This window comes from Streptomyces sp. NPDC044984 (genome assembly GCF_040646935.1).
In the GTDB taxonomy this organism is placed as follows: Bacteria; Actinomycetota; Actinomycetes; order Streptomycetales; family Streptomycetaceae; genus Streptomyces.
The window spans coordinates 1-15,380 of the sequence record NZ_JBEZBE010000037.1 but is presented as its reverse complement, the minus strand read 5'-3'; the positions used below and the strand labels follow the sequence as shown (position 1 = coordinate 15,380).

Annotated in this window: 14 protein-coding genes and 2 pseudogenes; 6 read left to right on the top strand and 10 right to left on the bottom strand. The window is 70.5% G+C overall.

Annotation, left to right across the window (positions count from 1 at the left end; genetic code table 11):
- Nucleotides 1-4 precede the first annotated feature (4 nt).
- From AB0A94_RS31410 to AB0A94_RS31400, 3 genes are all read right to left on the bottom strand, one after another.
- Nucleotides 5-1,222, bottom strand: a complete 1,218-nt coding sequence (locus AB0A94_RS31410; protein WP_361749361.1) for an acyl-CoA dehydrogenase family protein — start codon at nucleotides 1,220-1,222, stop codon at nucleotides 5-7.
- Nucleotides 1,223-1,261: 39 nt separating this feature from the next.
- Nucleotides 1,262-2,389 carry a dimethylsulfone monooxygenase SfnG gene (gene sfnG, locus AB0A94_RS31405; protein ID WP_361749360.1) on the bottom strand — a complete coding sequence of 376 codons (1,128 nt, stop codon included), beginning with the start codon at nucleotides 2,387-2,389 and terminating at the stop codon, nucleotides 1,262-1,264.
- A 190-nt stretch (nucleotides 2,390-2,579) separates the two neighbouring features.
- Complete coding sequence (locus AB0A94_RS31400; RefSeq protein ID WP_351187348.1) at nucleotides 2,580-2,660, bottom strand: putative leader peptide; 81 nt, start codon at nucleotides 2,658-2,660, stop codon at nucleotides 2,580-2,582.
- Nucleotides 2,661-2,797: 137 nt separating this feature from the next.
- Here AB0A94_RS31400 and AB0A94_RS31395 point away from each other — a divergent pair, with 137 nt between their 5' ends.
- The 6 genes from AB0A94_RS31395 to AB0A94_RS31370 all read left to right on the top strand — a co-directional run bounded on the left by AB0A94_RS31395 (nucleotide 2,798) and on the right by AB0A94_RS31370 (nucleotide 8,476).
- Nucleotides 2,798-3,706 (top strand): LysR family transcriptional regulator, encoded by a 909-nt coding sequence (locus tag AB0A94_RS31395; protein ID WP_361749359.1) that lies wholly within the window; start codon nucleotides 2,798-2,800, stop codon nucleotides 3,704-3,706.
- Nucleotides 3,707-4,018: 312 nt separating this feature from the next.
- Nucleotides 4,019-4,837 (top strand): DUF1684 domain-containing protein, encoded by an 819-nt coding sequence (locus AB0A94_RS31390; protein ID WP_361749357.1) that lies wholly within the window; start codon nucleotides 4,019-4,021, stop codon nucleotides 4,835-4,837.
- 54 nt (nucleotides 4,838-4,891) lie between these two features.
- Complete coding sequence (locus AB0A94_RS31385) at nucleotides 4,892-5,413, top strand: AAA family ATPase (RefSeq protein WP_361749356.1); 522 nt, start codon at nucleotides 4,892-4,894, stop codon at nucleotides 5,411-5,413.
- A 331-nt stretch (nucleotides 5,414-5,744) separates the two neighbouring features.
- Entirely contained in the window at nucleotides 5,745-6,566 is an 822-nt protein-coding gene (locus tag AB0A94_RS31380; RefSeq protein WP_361749428.1) for an ABC transporter permease, read from the top strand.
- Nucleotides 6,567-6,618: 52 nt separating this feature from the next.
- Complete coding sequence (locus AB0A94_RS31375) at nucleotides 6,619-7,671, top strand: ABC transporter substrate-binding protein (protein WP_361749355.1); 1,053 nt, start codon at nucleotides 6,619-6,621, stop codon at nucleotides 7,669-7,671.
- Nucleotides 7,658-8,476 (top strand): ABC transporter ATP-binding protein, encoded by an 819-nt coding sequence (locus AB0A94_RS31370; RefSeq protein WP_361749354.1) that lies wholly within the window; start codon nucleotides 7,658-7,660, stop codon nucleotides 8,474-8,476. Before AB0A94_RS31375 ends, AB0A94_RS31370 begins: the two co-directional genes overlap by 14 nt.
- A gap of 69 nt (nucleotides 8,477-8,545) precedes the next feature.
- Here the strand turns inward: AB0A94_RS31370 and AB0A94_RS31365 are convergent.
- The 7 genes and pseudogenes from AB0A94_RS31365 to AB0A94_RS31335 form a co-directional block, all read right to left on the bottom strand.
- Nucleotides 8,546-9,670: pseudogene (locus AB0A94_RS31365) on the bottom strand (LLM class flavin-dependent oxidoreductase).
- Nucleotides 9,663-10,748: an LLM class flavin-dependent oxidoreductase gene (locus AB0A94_RS31360; RefSeq protein WP_361749353.1), complete on the bottom strand. Its 1,086-nt coding sequence runs from the start codon at nucleotides 10,746-10,748 to the stop codon at nucleotides 9,663-9,665. The pseudogene AB0A94_RS31365 and the gene AB0A94_RS31360 overlap by 8 nt, the downstream one beginning before the upstream one ends.
- Nucleotides 10,745-12,154, bottom strand: a complete 1,410-nt coding sequence (locus tag AB0A94_RS31355; protein ID WP_361749352.1) for an NtaA/DmoA family FMN-dependent monooxygenase — start codon at nucleotides 12,152-12,154, stop codon at nucleotides 10,745-10,747. The genes AB0A94_RS31360 and AB0A94_RS31355 overlap by 4 nt, the downstream gene beginning before the upstream one ends.
- 19 nt (nucleotides 12,155-12,173) lie before the next feature.
- Complete coding sequence (locus AB0A94_RS31350; RefSeq protein ID WP_361749351.1) at nucleotides 12,174-13,385, bottom strand: LLM class flavin-dependent oxidoreductase; 1,212 nt, start codon at nucleotides 13,383-13,385, stop codon at nucleotides 12,174-12,176.
- 80 nt (nucleotides 13,386-13,465) lie between these two features.
- Nucleotides 13,466-13,579, bottom strand: a complete 114-nt coding sequence (locus tag AB0A94_RS31345; protein ID WP_361749350.1) for a putative leader peptide — start codon at nucleotides 13,577-13,579, stop codon at nucleotides 13,466-13,468.
- 204 nt (nucleotides 13,580-13,783) lie between these two features.
- On the bottom strand, nucleotides 13,784-15,043 hold the full coding sequence (locus AB0A94_RS31340) for a vanadium-dependent haloperoxidase (RefSeq protein ID WP_361749349.1): 1,260 nt from the start codon (nucleotides 15,041-15,043) through the stop codon (nucleotides 13,784-13,786).
- A gap of 202 nt (nucleotides 15,044-15,245) precedes the next feature.
- A pseudogene (locus AB0A94_RS31335) lies at nucleotides 15,246-15,380 on the bottom strand (ABC transporter substrate-binding protein); the annotation flags it as partial.

Genomic DNA, 15,380 nt, shown 5'->3' with positions numbered 1-15,380 from the left:
CCTTTCAGGAGTACCAGGTGGGCTGCGGCAGTTCGCCGGTGAGGACGTGCCGGCCGATCTCGCGGCGCTTGTAGGCGACCGGGTCGTGGAGCGAGTGGGTGCGGACGTTGCGCCAGAAGCGGTCGAGGCCCTCCGCGGAGGCGGTGGCACGCGCACCGGTCACCTCGAAGATGCGATTGGTGATGTCCAGGGCCACGTCGGTGGCGCGGGTCTTCACTGCGGCCACCCGGACCTCGAACTCGCCCCGGGCCTGTTCGGTGACCGCGTCCGGGTCGTCGTGCAGCTTCTGCCCCTCGGCGGCCACGGCGTCGGCCAGGGCCTCGACGGCCCACAGCTTGGCGGTGAGGTCGCCGTAGATGTCGATGACGTACGGCTCGTCGACGGCGTGCTCGTGGCCGCCGTGCAGCCAGGGCCGTGACTTGGTCCGGGTGTAGGTGGCGGCGGTCTCCAGTGCGCCGGCGGCGATGCCGAGGTAGAAGTTGACGAAGACGAGCTGGATGGTGGGCACGTTGAGGGTGTTGTAGACGCGCGGCTGGAACCGCTTGTCGACGTAGCCCGCCGCGGCCGACCAGGGGACCCGTACGGCGTCGAGGGTGACGCCGCCGCTCTCGGTGAGGCGCTGGCCGATGTTGTCCCAGTCGTCGTGGAAGGTCACGCCCTCACTGTCGGACGGGACGATGGCGAAGACGTGGTCGTCGGTGCCGGCCAGGACGCCTTCCAGCACGGTGACGTCGGAGACCTTGCTGCCGGTGGAGAAGGACTTGCGGCCGGTGAAGGTGAGCGTGTCGCCCTCGTCCCTCACCACCACGTCCTCGTCGCGCGGGTTGACCGCGCCGCCGAAGAACCACTGGTTGCGAGCGGCCTCGGCCTCTACGTGCTCCCACTGCTCGCGGGTGCCGACCAACCGGGCGGCCCAGTTCCACAGGTAGTGGTAGCCGAGCAGCTGGCCGATGGAACCGTCCGCCTTGGCGACTTCGCGGACGACACGGTAGGCAGTGGGCCAGTCCTGGCCCCCGCCGCCGTGCTCGACGGGGCCGAGGAGGGTGACCAGGCCGGACTCCTTCAGCAGCCGGACCTCGGCGTACGGGGTGGCGGCGGTCTTGTCCCGGGCGGCGGCGTCGGAGGCGAGGATGGCGGCGACCTCGGCGGCGCGGGCGATCCAGCCGGCGGCGTCGGTCGGGGCGGGGACGGTCTTCCAGTCGGCCGGTGCGGCGGTGCTCATGGGGATACCTCTCTTACTGTCGGTGTCGGTCACGGGTGGTCAGGCGCGGGCGGCGGCGGGCTCGGACTCGGGCTGCCGGGCCTCCAGTTCGCGTACGAGGGGCAGCACCCGCTTGCCGAAGTACTCGACCTCCTCCAGGTAGTGCAGGAAGCCGAGGAGGAAGAGGTCGACGCCGAGCCGCTTGTAGGCGACGATCCGCTCGGCGATCTGCTCGGGTGTGCCGATGAGGCCCGTGCGGAAGCCGTCGTTGTACTGGACGAGGTCCTCGAAGTTCGAGTCCTGCCACATGCCCTTGCCGTCAGCGGTGGACTGCCCGGCCTGCTGGACGGCGTCCCGGAAGCCGTGCACGGCCGGGGTATCGGCCTTGGCGACGATCTCGCGGAGCGTGTCGCGGGCCTCGGCCTCGGTGTCGCGAGCGATGAGGAAGCCGTTGAGGCCGAACTTCGGTGGCGTACGGCCCGCTTGGGTGGCGGAGGCGCGGACGTCGGCGATCTGCTCGGTGACGCCGTCGAAGTCCTTGCCGTTGCTGAAGTACCAGTCGGAGACGCGGCCCGCCATGGCGCGGGCGGCGGTGGAGTTGCCCCCCTGGAAGATCTCCGGGTGCGGACGCTCGGGGGTGTTCAGCGGCTTGGGCTTGAGGGAAAAGTCGCGCACCCGGTAGAAGTCACCGGCGAGTTCGGCGTGGTCCTCGGTCCAGATGGTGCGCAGGGCGGTGATGAACTCCTCCGCGCGCCGGTAGCGTTCGTCGTGCTCCAGCCAGGGCTCGCCGAGGGCGGTGAACTCGCCCTTGAACCAGCCGCTGACGACGTTGACGGCGAAGCGGCCGCCCGACAGGTGGTCGGCGGTGGCGCCGAGCTTGGCGAGGACCCCCGGGTGCCAAAGGCCGGGGTGGACGGCGGCGATGACCTTCAGCCGCTCGGTGGCAAGCAGCAGGGCGAGGCTGAAGCTGGTCGACTCGTGCTGGTACTCGGCGCCGTAACTGGCCATGTAGCGGACCTGGCTGAGGGCGTAGTCGAAGCCGTTGTTCTCGGCGAGGACGGCCAGTTCGCGGTTGTAGTCGTAGCCCCAGTCGGTGCGCTGCTCGATGGTGCTGGTGACCAGGCCGCCGCTGACGTTCGGCACCCAGTAGGCGAAGCGGGCGGGGTCGGGTCCGGGGATTGCGGGCATGGGGAAACTCCTGGCATGAGTACGCACGCGCAAGGGGCTCGTGCGTGGCAGGGAAACATGTTCAGTGACCGGGATCCGGACGTGCGGGGACGACGTTCCCGGGAAAAGCCGAAATCACCGCGGACAACGGCTTGCAGTGGAATTCACGAAGAAAGATCAGCGCGAGTGCGAGGGTTTCCCTCGGATGCGCTCAGATCCGACAGCGACAGCAGGAGCTGGAGACACGCGCAAGGTCGACGTGGCGTCGCCGCGTGAGGTCCTGTCGCTTCATGTCATCGATCAAAGCAGCGGGGAGTCCGGCCGGTCAAGAATGCCCGAGCTGATTCCACATGCTGAGAGCAGGAATTCACGAGGTTGTGACAGGGGTTCCCTTGAACCCGGTCGGCGGCGATGGGCAGCCTCGCTGTCGTGCGTATAGAACAGCTTGAATACCTCGCGGCCGTCACCCGGTCGGGTTCACTGCGGCGGGCCGCGGAGGAACTGCACCTGTCCCAGCCGGCGCTCAGCGAGACCGTGCGCAATCTGGAGCGCGAGCTGGGCGTGGACCTGCTGGAGCGCAAGCGGTCCGGGGCGAAGGTCAGCGACGAGGGCCGGGAGCTGCTGCCGCACATCATGGGCGTACTGGACGCGGTCGACCGGCTGCGCAGCGCGGCCGGCGACCAGCATCGCATCAGCCGCATGGTCCGGCTCGGCACGGTCAACACGGCCACCGTTCCCCTGGTGATCCCGACCGTGCGGGAGTTCCGGGCCGCGCACCCGCGCACCCAGGTCGAGCTGGTCGGCGCGCAGCAGTCCGAGATCCATCGCGGGCTCCTGGAGGGCGCTTTCGATCTGGGGCTGGTGAACTACCTCGAGGGCGACGACCTGCCGCCCGGCTTCGAGACCACCGAGTTGCTGCGCGGCCGGCCGGTGGTGTGCGTGCGCCCGGACAGTCCACTGGCCACCCTGGAGACGGTGGACGCGGACAGCCTCCTGGCCGAGCCGCTGGTCGTGATGCGGTCCGGCTACGTCATGCACCGCTTCCTGCACCGGCTGCTCGACGGCCGTACGCCGTCCTTCTCGTACTCCACAGACGGCGCCGAGATGGGCAAGCTGATGGTCGCCGAGGGCCTGGGAGCCACGGTGCTGCCCGACTTCAGTGTCATCGGCGATCCCCTGGAACGGCGGGGCACGATCACCGTACGGCCGCTCGCCGGGGACGCGACCGACGTGCTGCTGGTTCTGCAGCGCCGACACTCCGGTTCCCTCCCGTGGGCCGTCCGCGATCTGCACGCGCTGTTCGTGCGCAACGCCCGTGCGTACCGCGCCCCTTCGTGAAGCGAACGGCCGAGCTGGTGCGCGCATGCCCCTGTGTGGTTACCTGACTCCATGACCGTGCTCGTGACCCGCCGCCACGTCGACTACGTGCGTGTCACCACCACGGGTTGTTCCGCCGTGAGTTGACTTCGTCCTCCGGCGCCCGACCAGCCTTTTCCCACTGTGTCGCGCTGACCGCTGCTGCGGCCCCCCGGGCTCCTCCCTCCGCCCGCGAGCGGCCGCCCCTGTCGCAGGGGGTTCTGGACGGTACCGGCCTCCTTGTCCCCTCTCTCCCCTCTCTGACCATCAGCGCCGTATTCCGCAGGAGTGCACATGACCGTCCAGGATTCCTCCACCGACATCGGCACCTTCGCCACGGAGTGGGAGGCGTGGCACCGGCGAAAGGATTCCGCCCTCGCCCATGAGCACGGATTCCTCGCCGTCACCGGCCTGCACTGGCTGGCCACCGGCCCCCAGCGCTTCCCCGACGCACCCGGCACCTGGTCGACGGGCGAGGACGGCGTCACCGTCGTGCTCGGCGAGGGGGAGGAACTCGTCGTCGACGACGCCGTGGTGCGCGGACGGCACGCTTTCGGCGTCATCCCGGAACGCGGCGGCGTCAACGCCGTCTGGGGGGACGCGGTGATCGAGGTCGCCAAGCGCGGCGGCCACGACCTGATCCGGCCGCGGCATCCGGAGCATCCGCTGCGCACCGAGTTCACCGGGACACCCGCGTACGCGCCGGACCCACGCTGGGCGGTCACCGGCACGTACCTCCCGTTCCCCGGGCCTCGGCCGACCACCGTGGGCGCCGCCGTCGAGGGGCTGCAGCACGTCTACGACGCCCCCGGTCGGATCCGCTTCCGCATCGAAGGCCGCACACTGGGTTTGACCGCGTTCAACGGGCACGCACCGGGCAGCCTCATGGTGCTGTTCACCGACGCGACATCGGGCGTGACCACGTATCCGGCCAACCGCGCCCTGCACATCGACGCACCGGGGCCCGACGGCACCGTGGTGCTGGACTTCAACCGCGCCACCAACCTGCCGTGCGCCTACACCGACTTCGCGACCTGCCCGCTGCCGCCCGCCGAGAACCGGCTCCCGGTCGCGATCGAGGCCGGTGAGAAGATCCCCCACGAGCGGAGTTGAGGCGCTCGTACGAACAGTGAACCGTCGCCCTGTCGCGGGCGGCAGGATGACCCCGTGTTTGTCGTGATCGGCGGCCTGCCCGTCACCGGGAGGACCACGCTCGCCCGTCTACTGGCTGCGGAGATCGGCGCGGTTCACGTGCGCGTGGACACCATCGGGCAGACCCTGGTCCGCTCCGGTCTGGCCCGGTACCCGGTCGGTCCGGCGGGCTACGTCATCGGGTACGCCCTGGCCGAGGAGCATCTGCGGCAGGGTCTGACCGTGAGCGCGGAATCGGTGAACCCTCTGGCGGTGACGCGGAACGCCTGGCGTGGTGCGGCCGAGCGGGCGAATGTCCCCTCCGTCGAGGTGGAGGTGGTCTGCTCCGATCCGGTCGAGCACCGGCGGCGCGTGACGTCGCGATCGGTCGACGTCCCGGACCTGCCGCTGCCCGACTGGCAGCACATCCTCGACCGGGAGTACGAGCCGTGGGACCGGGACCGTGTCGTCGTCGACACCGCGGGACAGGATTCAGAGGCGTCGTCGGCCCTGCTGCTGGGAGCTGTGCTGTCGGCGGCTGCCGGTGGATCCGAATAGCAGGACCCAAGTTCCAGAGAGTGGACGCCCCTTGGTGAAGCGCTGCGGCTGCTGTACAAATGGGCCATGGTTCCCGAGCCCTTGGTGCGACGCCTGGTCATCGACCTGTGTCGGCGCCCGGGCTCGTGTTGTTGCTGACCCGGCCTTTCTGACGCGCCCCGGCATCCTTCCGCGCAGGGCGCCTGTCCGTTCCGTTCAGCATCACTCTCGCTCGGGGCCGGCCGCCCATGTCTGTCGACGGCAGCTGCTCATGTCCCGGCGCCCATGGAGGACGCCCGTGTCCGCAACTTCCCGTCTGTCCAAGCCTGATCACTCCGCGGCGCCCGCCGACGTGCTGCCCGAGCCTCGCTCGTCCGTAGGCAGCTTGGGGGTGCGCGTGCGCCATGCCGCGCTGCCGTTCGGCTCGCTCCTGCTGTTCCTCGTCCTGTGGCAGCTTCTGGCGGCGAGCGGGACGTGGAGCGAGACACTGGTCCCGCCGCCCGCCAAGGTGTGGGACGCGTTTATCAACGTGTCCACGACGCACGACGGCGTGCGCGGATACAACGGCACCTACCTCATCGAGCACCTGGGAATCAGCTTGCGGCGCATCGCGATCGGAGCCGGCATCGGCATCGCACTCGGGGTGCTGTTCGGGCTGCTCATGGGCACCGTCGGCTGGCTGCGCTCGCTGTTCGAGCCCTGGATCACCTTCCTGCGGACGCTGCCGCCGCTGGCGTACTTCTCGCTGCTCATCATCTGGCTGGGCATCAACGAGGAGCCGAAGGTCACGTTGCTGGCGGTCGCCGCATTCCCGCCCGTGGCGGTGTCCACCACCACGGCCGTCGCGGCCGTACCGAAGAGCCTGGTCGAGGCCGCCCGTGCGCTCGGTGCGTCGCATGGGGACGTCGTCAAGGACGTCGTCGTCCCGTCCGCCCTGCCGGAGACGCTCACCGGGGTCCGGCTCGCCGTGGGTGTGGCCTACTCCTCCCTCGTCGCCGCCGAGTTGGTCAACGGTCTGCCCGGCATCGGCGGCATGGTCAAGGACGCCGCCAATTACAACAACACCCCGGTGGTCCTGGTCGGCATCATCGCCATCGGCGTCTCCGGCCTGATCATCGACGGTCTGCTGCTGCGGCTCGAACGCGCCGTCGTGCCGTGGCGCGGCCGCGCGTAGGACCGCCCGTACCCGTAGCACTCCCCTCCCCTTGCACAGAAACGGCTCCGTCATGTCCCGTGTCCCCCAAGGTCCGTCCCGCCGTCTCCTCCTCGCCGGCGCCCTGGCCGCCGTATCCGCGGCCGTCACCGGCTGCTCCTCGGACAGTGAGGCGTCAACGTCCGGCGGCTCGAAGCGGCTGCGCATCGGCTACTTCGCCTTCCCCAGCGGCGACTTGATCGTGAAGAACAGGAAACTGCTGGAGAAGGCGCTGCCGGACTACAAGATCACCTGGATCAAGTTCGACTCCGGCGCCAGCGTCAACCAGGCGTTCATCGGCGAGTCCCTCGACATCGCCGCGCTGGGCTCCAGCCCGTTCGCCCGCGGGGTGTCCGGCAGCTCGCCCATCCCGTACAAGGTGGCGTGGATCCTCGACGTCGCGGGCGAGAACGAGGCCCTCGTGGCGCGCAAGGCCACCGGCATCACCGACGTCGCCGGGCTCAAGGGCAAGAAGATAGCCACTCCCTTCGCCTCCACCTCGCACTACAGTCTGCTGGCGGCGCTGGAGACGGCGGGCCTCAAGCCGTCCGACGTCCAGCTCATCGACTTGCAGCCGCAGCTGATCCTCGCCGCCTGGCAGCGGGGCGACATCGACGCCGCCTATGTCTGGCTGCCCACTCTGGACGAGCTGCGCAAGACGGGCACTCAGCTCACCAGCAGCACGGAGATCGGCGCGGCGGGCAAGCCGACCCTCGACCTGGCCGTCGTCTCGGACGAGCTGATCGCCAGGGACCCACGGGCGATCGACGCCTGGCGCAAGGCGGAGGCCGAGGCGCTGCGTCTGCTCAAGTCCGACCCCGACGGCTCGGTCGAGGCCGTCGCGGCCGAGCTCGGCATCAGTGTCGCGGATGCCAGGGCACAGCTCGCGCAGGGGGTGTTCCTCACCCCGGAGCAGGTGGCCTCCGCCGACTGGCTGGGCACCGAGGGCAGCCCGGGCAAGCTGCTCACGTACGTGACCGACACCGGCCGGTTCCTGGCCGACCAGAAGCAGATCGACGCCGCACCGTCCGAGGACGTCGTCCGCAAGGCGTTCTATCTCAAGGGGCTGTCCGATGTCCTCAAGTGAGCTCACCCAGGCCGTGGAAGAGGCCGACTCCGCGCGCGCCGGTTCCGTCCGTCTCGACCACGTCACCCACCGGTACGGCCGGGGCGGCGAGGCCTTCACCGCCGTAGGGCCTGTCGACCTGACCGTTCCGGCCGGGGAGTTCCTGGTCCTGGTGGGTGCCTCCGGCTGCGGCAAGAGCACCCTGTTGCGGCTGATCGCCGGGTTCGAGCGGCCCACGCACGGCTCGGTGCGGGTCTCCGGCACCGAACCGCGGCCCGGCAGGGCGGCCGGGGTGGTGTTCCAGACGCCGCGGCTGTTCCCGTGGCGGACCGTACGGGGCAACATCGACCTGGCGCTGCGGTACGCGGGTGTGGACCGCGCCCGATGGGCCGAGCGACGCGCGGAGTTGCTGGCCCGGGTCGGTCTGGAGGGCACCGAGAAGCGGCGTGTCTGGGAGATCTCCGGCGGTCAGCAGCAGCGCGTCGCCATTGCCCGGGCCCTCGCCGCCGAGAACCCGCTCTTCCTGCTCGACGAGCCGTTCGCGGCGCTGGACGCGCTGACCCGGGAGCGGCTTCAAGAGGACGTCCGCCGGGTGACCGAACGGACCGGGCGGACCTCGGTGTTCGTGACGCACTCGGCGGAGGAGGCGGTGTTCCTCGGCTCCCGCATCGTGGTGCTGACCAAGAGCCCGGGCACCGTGGCCCTGGACCTGTCAATCACCCTGCCGCGCGGCGACGTCGACGCCGAAGAGCTGCGCAGCTCAGGCGAGTTCGCCGAGCTGCGCGCGCAGGTCTCCCACGCCGTCAAGGCCGCCGCGACGGTCTGATCCCTTTGAGGGCCGCCGGGCTGCGCGCGGGAAGCCCGGCGGCGGTCTCCCGATTGTCGGGCCTCCCGCTCACCTCCGGCTCCACTCCTGCGCAAGCAGTTCGTACGACTTCACCCGGTCGGCGTGATCGTGGGTGATCGTCGTGATAATCAACTCGTCGGCCCCGGCGGCCTCTTGGAGCTGCACCAAGCGGTCGGCCACCTGTCCAGGTGGCCGACGAACTGCGTGTCCACGCGGTCCCGCACCAGCTCCCGGTCCTCGTCACTCCACTCGAAGGCCCGGGCCGGCTCCGGCGTCGGGTACTCGATGGCGCCCTCGGCGGTGCGGATGCTGCGGACCCAGGCCGCGTAGCCGGTGGTGAGCTCGTGGGCCGTCTCCTCGTCCTCCGCCACGACCACGTCGGCCGAGGCGCTGACGTACGGCTTGTCAAGGAAGTCGGAGGGCTGGAAGAAGGCCCGGTAGCCGTCCACGGCCTCCAGCACGGCGGCGGGGCTGACGTGGTAGTTCGCGGCGAACCGCAGCCCCCGCGCGCCCGCGACCTCGGCGCTCTGGCCGCCGCTGCTGCCCAGGATCCACACCTCGACGTCGGCGCCCTCGCCCGGCACGGCGTGCGCCTCGACGCCCTCCGGGGACCGGTAGGTGCCGGCGAGCAGGGCGAGGATGTCGTCGATCTGCTCGGCGTAGTCCTGCGACTCGGCACCGGGCAACAGGAGCAGCTTGCGCTGCAAGGCGATGCGGGGTGAGCCGAGGAGGCGTTCGAAGGAGAAGCGGGGCGGGATCAGGAGGCCGTTCGGGGCCCGGCCGTCCACGACGGGGTGACGGTCGCAGGGGCTGTGGTCGGTGTCCCGGCGGGCGGCCGCCCGAGCGGCCCGGGCCGAGGTCGAAGCGGCCGGGATGCAGGGCGTCGGTCAGGCCGAACTCCTCGACCGTGCTCAGCACGGTGCGGTGGCCGAGCCGTACGGCGCCGGAGCCGAGCCGGATCGTGGAGGTGGCGGAGACGGTCAGCACGAGGACGACCGCGGGTGACTTGCCCGCGACGCCCGGGTTGAGGTGGTGCTCGGCGAACCGGTACCGGGCTTACCCGAAGCGCTCGGTCTGCTGTGCCAGGTCGATGGAGTTGCGCAGGGCGTCGGCGGCTGTCGAGCCGGACGGTGTCGGCACCAGGTCGAGGACTCCGAGGGGAATGTCAGGCATGGGCGGGCTCCTCCTCGGTGACGGGCAGGACCGGTCCCCAGACGAAGGGCGGGTCCGGGATGTCGCGGCGCAGTACCGGGGCGACATCGGACTGGAAGAGCTGGAGCGAGGCGCGGTGCTGTGCTTCCGTCAACCCGTTGGCATCCGCCTGCAGATGGAGCACCGTGTGCCCGAACTGCTCGTGGTAGCGGTGCACCTTGTCGATGACCTGCTGCGGGCTTCCGATCAGGGCGGAGCTGCGCTCAACGAAGTCCTCCACGGTCTCGAAGACCACCGGCAGGCCGAACTGCCTCTGGAACGCCAGCGTCGACTCGAAGATCGGCCGGTAGACCTTGAGTGCTTCCTGGGAGGTGCGGGTCACGAGGAGCCCGGCCGTGCCGGCACCGACCGCGATCTTCGCCGGGTCGTGGCCGTGGAACTCCCAGCGTTCGCGGTAGTACCTGATCAACTCGCTGTACGGCTCGATGGGGTTGGTGACGTTCGCCGAGAACAGCGGGTCGCCGTAGCGGGCGGCCAGATCCACCGACTCCTTGCTGGTGGCGCTGCCGTGCCAGACCCGGACGGGCCGCTGGTAGGGCCGCGGCCACACCTCGGCGTCCTTCAGCGGCGGGCGGAAGCGGGTCGCCGCGGTCACCTTGTCCTGCCGCCAGATCTGCCGGAACACCTCATAGCTCTCGGCGTTGCGGTCCCACTGGTCCTCGGAAGTGACATGGAACAGCTCGCGCTGGGCGGCGCCGTTGCCCTTGCCGATGATCAGCTCCAGTCGTCCGCCGGAGAGATGGTCGAGGGTGGCGTAGTCCTCGTAGGCGCGCACCGGGTCCAGGAGGCTGAGCGTGGTCACGGCGGTGAACAACCTGATGCGTCGGGTCAGTGCCGCGACGTGGCTGAGGACGACGGTCGGCGAGGAGGAGATGAAGGGCCGCTCGTGCCGCTCCCCCACGCCGAAGCCGTCGAAGCCGAGTTCCTCGGCGAGCAGGGCGTTGTCGAGGACCTCGCGGAAGCGGTCATGGGTCGGCTTGTGCACCCCGGTGATCGGATCCGGCCGGTGCACGATCAGGGTGATGGCGAGGAACTTCACGACGCTGCCCGTTCGTCGCGGATGTCGTCGGTGGGGGTCCCCCCGCTCGAGCGAAGCCGAGAGTGGGGGAGGGCCAGGCCGAGGTGGTCACGCAGGGTCGGGCCCTCGTACTCCGTGCGGAACACGCCTTGCTCCTGCAGGAGCGGGACGACCTTGTCGGCGAACTCGTCGAGGCCGGTCGGGGTGATGTGCGGGACGAGGATGAAGCCGTCACTCGCGTCGGCCTGCACGAACTCGTTGATGGTACGGGCGATCGTCTCGGCCGAGCCGATGAAGTTCTGCCGGTTCCCTGTCTCGATGACCAGGTCGCGGATGGACCAGTTGTTCGCGGCGGCGAGCTCGCGCCACTCGCGGGCGGTGGCCAGCGGGTCGCGGTACATGCGGACCTGGGCACGGCCCTTGGAGATGTGGTTGTCGCTGACATCGGGGTCGATGTCGGGGAGCGGCCCGTCCGGGTCGTAGGAGGACAGGTCCCGGTTCCAGACGAACTCCAGGTGCTTGAGGGCGGTGGCGCCGCTGACCTGCCGGCGGCGCACCTCCTTGGCGAGCTCCTCCGCCTCGGCGTCGGTGTCGGCGAGGGTGAAGGTGGCGGCGGGCAGGATCAGCAGGTGGTCGTGGCGGCGGCCGTACCCGGCGAGGCGGTTCTTGACGTCAGTGTAGAAGGCCTGGCCGGCTTCGAGGGTGGCGTGTCGGCTGAAGATCACGTCGGCTTCGGAGGCGGCGAACTCGCGGCCCTCCTCGGAGTCGCCGGCCTGGAAGATCACCGGGCGGCCCTGCGGGGAGCGCGGCACGTTGAACTGCCCGTGGATGTCGAAGTGCTGTCCGGTGTGGACGAAGGCGCCGGCCTTGGCGTCCCGCAGGAAGGTGCCGGTCTCCTGGTCGGCGAGGATCTCGTCGCCGTGCCAGGAGTCGAAGAGTTCGTTCGCCGCGGCCAGGAACTCCTTCGCGCGGGAGTAGCGCTCCTCCTGCGGCAGGAAGCCACCGCGGCGGAAGTTCTCGCCGGTGAAGGCGTCCCAGGAGGTGACGACGTTCCAGGCGGAGCGCCCGCCGGAGAGGTGGTCGAGGCTGGCGAACTGGCGGGCGACCTCGTAGGGCTCGTTGAAGGTGGAGTTGATGGTGCCGGTCAGGCCGAGGTGCTCGGTGACGGCGGCGAGTGCGGCGAGCACGGTGAAGGTGTCGGGGCGGCCGACGACGTCCAGGTCGTAGATCTTTCCGCCCTGTTCGCGAAGCCTGAGCCCTTCGGCGAGGAACAGGAAGTCGAACTTGGCGCGTTCGGCGGTCCGCGCGAAGTGAACGAAGGAACTGAACTCGATGTGGCTGCCGGCGCTCGGGTCGCTCCACACGGTGGTGTTGTTGACGCCCGGGAAGTGGGCGGCCAGATGAATCTGCTTGAGCGGCTTGGTCATGACTGCGGTTCCTTCCGGCTCAGGCGGTGGCTGCGGCTGCGTAGCGGTTGGCGGGGCGGGCCAGGCCCAGCAGGCCGCGCAGGGTGTCGGCCTCGTAGGCGCGGCGGAAGGCGCCCCGGCGCTGCAGTTCGGGGACCAGCCCCCGGGTGATCGCCGGGAGGTCATGGCCCGCGACGGCGGGGCGCAGCCGGAAGCCGGTCAGCCCGGCGGTGTGCAACTCCTGCAGTAGATCGGCGAGTCGATCAGGCGTACCGGCAAAGATCCGGGCGTCGCTGGTGTACGGCTCCCCCACGAGGGCGTCGAGGCGCGCGCGCCGGTTCTCCGCGGCAGCCTGGTCGTCGTCCAGGAAGACCACCACGTCACCGAAGACATGCAGGGGTTCGCCTGCTCGCCCGGCCGTCTCCTGCTCGGCGCGGATCTCGGCGACGATCGCGCGGGCCTGCTCGGCGTCGTGCGGGGTGACGTAGCCGATGTCGGCCTGGCGGGCCACGAGCCGGTACGGAACGGTCTGGTGGGCGAGGGCGGTGACCAGTGGCTGGCCCTGCGGCGGGCGCGGGGTGATGGAGGGGCCCCTGACGCTGAAGAACCGGCCTTCGAAGTCGATGTAGTGCAGCTTGTCGCGGTCGATGAAGCGGCCGGTGGCGGCGTCCCGGATCTCGGCGTCGTCCTCCCAGCTGTCCCAGAGGCGGCGCACCACCTCCACGTGGTCGGCGGCTTCGTCGAAGAGGTCGGCGACCGCCTCCCGGGTGTCCGGGTGGTCGTAGGCCTCGATGCGCGGGATGGTGCGGCGGCCGAAGTGCGCGGCCTCGTTCGGGCGGGCGGTGATCTGCACGCGCAGGCCTGCGCGGCCGGTGCTGACGTAGTCGAGGGTGGCGATGGCCTTGGAGACGTGAAACGGCTCCGTGTGGGTGGAGACCACCGTCGGGACCAGGCCTATGTGCCGGGTCAGCGGGGCGACGCGGGAGGCGACGAGGACGGCGTCGAGGCGGCCGCGCACCTGGTCGCTGCGCTCGTCCGGGTCCAGGAAGTGGGAGGACTGCGGTCCGAGGCCGTCCTCGATGGTCACGAAGTCGAGCAGACCGCGTTCGGCCTCGGTGACCAGATCGGCCCAGTATCCGGCAGTGAACAGGTCGCGCGGGCGGGCCACCGGCTCGCGCCAGGAGGCGGGATGCCAGCCGGTGCCGTCCAGGGCGACGGCAAGGTGGAGGGAAGAAGGAGGTGTCGAGGACACGAGTGAGTGCCTTCCTGGAGGTCCGTGACGAGAACGCCGGCCCCTCACACAGGAGGAGGCAACGGCGGTGAAGGAACGGGTCAGGAACAACAAAGCGCACCAGCCACGCGCTGGAGGTCCATGTGGGGCCGGGAGTGGAGGTGGACGGCGTGGAATAGGTGCGCCACGTCCGCCACCTCCGTCCCTGGGGTCATGCGTGGATTCGTCCGCCCGGTGCGCCGAGAGCTGCCGCCGGCGCACCGGGCGTGGACGTGAGCAGGCTCGACAGCAAGGCGGTGGGTCCCTTTGAACCCGGGCTCAGGCCGAGTGCGGTGCTCGCAACGGCCAACCGCCACGACGCCGAGCCCGGTGACGGCCAGGGACACTCCGTGGGCGGCCGCACCTGGCGCCGATGTCGCTCACAGCGTGCCGAACAGGCGCGCGGCGTTGCGCAGGGCGTGTGTCGCCACCCGCTCCCCGAGGACGAGACCGGCCTCGTCGGCCGAGCGGGTGTGGATGCCGGAGTACACGCGGGCGTCCACGTTCTCCTGGGACAGTCGGCTCCAGGTCGTGTAGGTGCGGGTCACTCCGGGGGCGGTGGGGCTGGTCAGCTGGAAGGGTGCCGTGCGCGGCCCGACGAGCGCCGACAGGACCGCTTCCGCGGCGCCCGAGTACGTGTTGTGGCCACTGGGGTGGTCGGGATGGGCCGGCGTGGTGTGCAGCGGCGTCCATGCGGGGTCGGGGTCGACCGAACCGGTACGGATGGCCGTGACCGGGCGCCACCGCAGATGGGCGTACTTGCTGTCGGAGGTGGCGATCTGCGTGTCCACCAAGGCGACGTGGAACAGGGCCACCAGCCTGGCCCGTCCGGCGCTGGAATGCGGTGACCGGGCGAGAGCCACCCGCAGTGGCTCGGTGTACAGCGTCAGTGAGGAACCGAGCCAGAAGGCGGCGGTCTCTGTCTGCCTCTCCGTGCGTACGGTGCTGTCCACGGCCCCGTACGCACGGACTTCGGCCAGATCGGCGCGGTAACGCGCGGAGTCCGGGGCGGGCGGCGCGGGCAGCCGGTACTGGTCGGGGCTGTCCAGCAGGAAGGGCCGGGCGAGCCGGTTGCCGAACTGCGCGGCCGGGGCGTGGGCGGGCGGGGTCGGCTGCCACACTCCGGGAGCCGCCGGTGGGACGGTGAACGGCGCGTCGACCGAGGCCGGGTCGAGGCCGTCACCCTCGCGGGCGGCGAGCACCAGCCGCGCCTGGCGGGCGCCGGCCGCCACGCCCTTCGACTCGGCCGCTCCGTCGGGAACGCCCTGAAGCGTCGTGCGCAGAGCGGCGTCCAGTTTCTGAGTGCGGGAGGGGACCAGCGCCACCAGAGCGTCGTGTACGGCGGACGCCAGGGCCGCGTCCTGGAAGTCGCCCCGGTCGACGCCGGACGGCACCACGCGGGTGGCTCGGGCCGCCGCGAGCCAACTGACGGCCCAAGTACGGCTGTTCGTGATCTGCGTAGGGGCGCCGTCCGCCGCGATGGTGGCCGCTGTCGTGTCGTACCAGTCGAGCGCGACGGACGAACGCGGCTGTTCCTCCACCACGGCAGCCGCGGCGGACGGGACGGTGACGGAGGCGGCCAGCAGGACGGCCGAGCCCAGCGCCACCAGGACGGGACGACGGGGTCTGAACCAGTTCACGCGTACTCCTTCGCGGACGTGCGGACGACCGGCGGTGTTGTTGACGCCGGGGAGTGAGCGGCGAGGTGAACTCGCCTGCGGGGTTCGGTCGTTGCGGTGGTCGTCATGGTGACGGAGAGGTGGAGATCGTGAGGCGTGGCCTCGTGTCCTGTATGGAGGCGGGGGTGCGCAGGCGTCGCACGGCCTGCGCACCCCGGGCCGGCTATTTGTTGGTCCTGGGCAGGCCGGGCGGGTTGATCTCCGACTTGGTCACGGCCTCGTCGGTCAGGCCCCAGCGCTCGAGCACCTTCGCGTAGGTGCCGTTGTCGATGACGTGGTTGAGGGCGTCGGCGAGCGG

Coding starts and splice junctions, on each gene's coding strand:
- AB0A94_RS31345 (WP_361749350.1), bottom strand. CDS start 13,579: ATGACCCCAGGGACGGAGGTGGCGGACGTGGCGCACCTATTCCACGCC.
- AB0A94_RS31355 (WP_361749352.1), bottom strand. CDS start 12,154: ATGACCAAGCCGCTCAAGCAGATTCATCTGGCCGCCCACTTCCCGGGC.
- AB0A94_RS31390 (WP_361749357.1), top strand. CDS start 4,019: ATGACCGTCCAGGATTCCTCCACCGACATCGGCACCTTCGCCACGGAG.
- AB0A94_RS31370 (WP_361749354.1), top strand. CDS start 7,658: ATGTCCTCAAGTGAGCTCACCCAGGCCGTGGAAGAGGCCGACTCCGCG.
- sfnG (WP_361749360.1), bottom strand. CDS start 2,389: ATGCCCGCAATCCCCGGACCCGACCCCGCCCGCTTCGCCTACTGGGTG.
- AB0A94_RS31400 (WP_351187348.1), bottom strand. CDS start 2,660: ATGAAGCGACAGGACCTCACGCGGCGACGCCACGTCGACCTTGCGCGT.
- AB0A94_RS31410 (WP_361749361.1), bottom strand. CDS start 1,222: ATGAGCACCGCCGCACCGGCCGACTGGAAGACCGTCCCCGCCCCGACC.
- AB0A94_RS31375 (WP_361749355.1), top strand. CDS start 6,619: ATGTCCCGTGTCCCCCAAGGTCCGTCCCGCCGTCTCCTCCTCGCCGGC.